Source organism: Bartonella queenslandensis AUST/NH15, from assembly GCF_000312585.1.
Lineage (GTDB): Bacteria > Pseudomonadota > Alphaproteobacteria > Rhizobiales > Rhizobiaceae > Bartonella > Bartonella queenslandensis_A.
The window spans coordinates 47,780-50,260 of the sequence record NZ_HE997997.1; the positions used below are offsets into that span (position 1 = coordinate 47,780).

The following is a 2,481-nucleotide window of genomic DNA, read 5'->3' on the forward strand; positions in this document are numbered from 1 at the left end:
ATAAGTTAAATAAAAAATGGTGCCCCCAGAGAGACTCGAACTCCCGACCCCCTGATTACAAATCAGGTGCTCTACCAACTGAGCTATAAGGGCATAACCACTTGTGGAATTAGCACAAACTCACAAAAGGAAAACAGAAAATTATCAATTTTTGTACATATTAAAAGAAAATTATATAACAAATAAAAAATATTCAGTTTACCTCTTTTTTAACAACGTTTACAGAAACGTTGAAGTTATTCTTATATGGTATCTTATGGAAGCTGATGATAATCTAATACTTTCGTTTTTGAATTAAAAATCCGAAGAATCTGGCTGCTGGGAAAGATATTTCTCTAGCCAGTGAATATTATAGTTACCGTCTGCAACATCTTGATTATTAATGAGATCACGAAAGAGAGGCAATGTGGTTTTGATCCCGTCAACGACAAATTCATCTAAAGCACGTCGTAAACGCATCATGCATTCCAAACGGGTGCGCCCATGAACAATCAGTTTTCCAATCATGCTATCATAGTAAGGAGGGATCCGATAACCGGAATAAGCACCTGAATCAACACGAATTCCTAAACCTCCAGGTGTATGAAAATGTGTAATGATTCCCGGTGATGGTGTAAAGGTAACAGGATCTTCTGCATTAATACGGCATTCAATGGCGTGACCAGAGAAACAAACTTCATCTTGTGTCACTGAAAGCTTGCAGCCTGATGCAATATGAATTTGTTCATGCACTAAATCTATACCTGTAATGGCTTCAGTTACAGGATGCTCGACTTGTAAACGCGTATTCATTTCAATGAAATAAAATTCACCATTTTCATAAAGAAATTCAATAGTACCAGCTCCACGGTATCCAAGTTGAGCACAAGCATTTGCAACAATATCGCCAATTTTTTTTCGTTCATTTTCATTAAGTGCAGGTGATGTAGCTTCTTCCCATACTTTTTGATGTCGTCGTTGAAGAGAACAATCGCGTTCTCCTAAATGAATAGCATTTCCTGCACCATCACCTATGATTTGAATTTCAATATGACGGGGTCTTTCTAAATATTTTTCTATATAAACAGCATCATCACCGAAAGCAGCTTTTGCTTCTGAACGTGTTGTTTTAAGAGCTATAGAAAACTCTTGTTCAGAATGAACGACTTTCATACCACGCCCACCACCACCGGCAGAAGCTTTGATAATAACGGGATAGCCAATTTCACAAGCAGTGCGTAAAGCATCTGATTCTTCTGTGACAGCTCCATCTGAACCAGGAACGACAGGAATACCCAGTTTTTTGGCAGTTTTTTTAGCTTCAATTTTATCGCCCATAATTCGAATATGAGCAGCCGTTGGACCGATGAATGTAATATCATGGGCTTCTAAAACATCTGCAAACTTTGCATTTTCAGAAAGAAAACCATAACCTGGATGAACTGCATCAGCTCCTGTAATTTCACAAGCAGCAATAATTTGCTGAATACTCAAATAGGAATCGCGAGCGGGGGGAGGGCCAATACAGACACTTTCGTCAGCAAGACGAACATGCATTGCATCTGCGTCAGCAGTAGAGTGAACAGCTACAGTTTTTATGCCAAGTTCTTTACATGCACGTAAAACGCGAAGAGCAATTTCTCCCCGATTAGCAATGAGGATTTTTCGAATCATGGTTGCCCCTCGCTTTATTCAACAATAATAAGTGGTTCACCAAACTCAACAGGTTGGCCATCTTTGACAAGAACAGTAGTTACTTTGCCTGAGCGCGGTGATGAAATTTGATTCATCGTTTTCATGGCTTCAATAATCAGTAATGTCTCTCCTTCAGAAACATTTTGCCCTACTTCTACAAATGGCTGCGCACCTGGTGAAGGAGCAAGATAAGCTGTACCAACCATTGGAGAGGTTATTGTATTTTTTGATTTATCTTCTTGGGAAGGTTGTACGAGAGATTCGCTTGTTGGGACTGAAGAAGATGTTACAGAAAAGTTAGGAGTAGCAACAGGTGAATAAATGGTTTGTGCAGAAGAAGTTGAGATATTTTGGCGGGAAACACAAATACGAAGTTCTCCTTGTTCAACTTCAATATTCGTTAAATTTGTATCATTCAAAATTTCAGCAAGATCGCGAACAATTTTTGTATCAATTGCGGTATATTTTTCCGAATCTATTTTTTCTGTTGCCATTTTATTTCTAACTCCTTGATCAATGAAGATCGTCATTATCTCATTTATGACTGAGCATCTCTCAGATTAGGAATGATATCTTTTGAGGCTTTGAAGATATTTATTTCCTTTAAGTCATTACACTTTGCAATTTTAAACTCGTATCTGCTTTACGCAAAGTTGCACTTATAAGCTCGTTGTCAAAAAAGAGAAAGTATAAAATCACTTCGTTTACATTATTCTTCCTATAAACGGACCAGATATAGAATAGCTATTCACTGTGTATCATCTATTGCTTGTTTTAGAATATCTTGTCCGGCTGCACCGATGAATA

Annotated in this window: 2 protein-coding genes and 1 tRNA gene; all 3 read right to left on the bottom strand. The window is 37.9% G+C overall.

Translation table 11 applies throughout. The features are described from left to right. Window positions 1–17 precede the first annotated feature (17 nt). A tRNA-Thr gene (locus BN338_RS03865) sits at window positions 18–93 on the bottom strand. Between the two features lie 201 nt (window positions 94–294). After that, complete coding sequence (gene accC / locus BN338_RS03875) at window positions 295–1,653, bottom strand: acetyl-CoA carboxylase biotin carboxylase subunit (RefSeq protein ID WP_039759208.1); 1,359 nt, start codon at window positions 1,651–1,653, stop codon at window positions 295–297. A 14-nt stretch (window positions 1,654–1,667) separates the two neighbouring features. Continuing rightward, a complete protein-coding gene (gene accB / locus BN338_RS03880) occupies window positions 1,668–2,168 on the bottom strand; it encodes an acetyl-CoA carboxylase biotin carboxyl carrier protein (protein WP_039759210.1) in 501 nt (166 codons plus the stop codon). Window positions 2,169–2,481 lie beyond the last annotated feature (313 nt).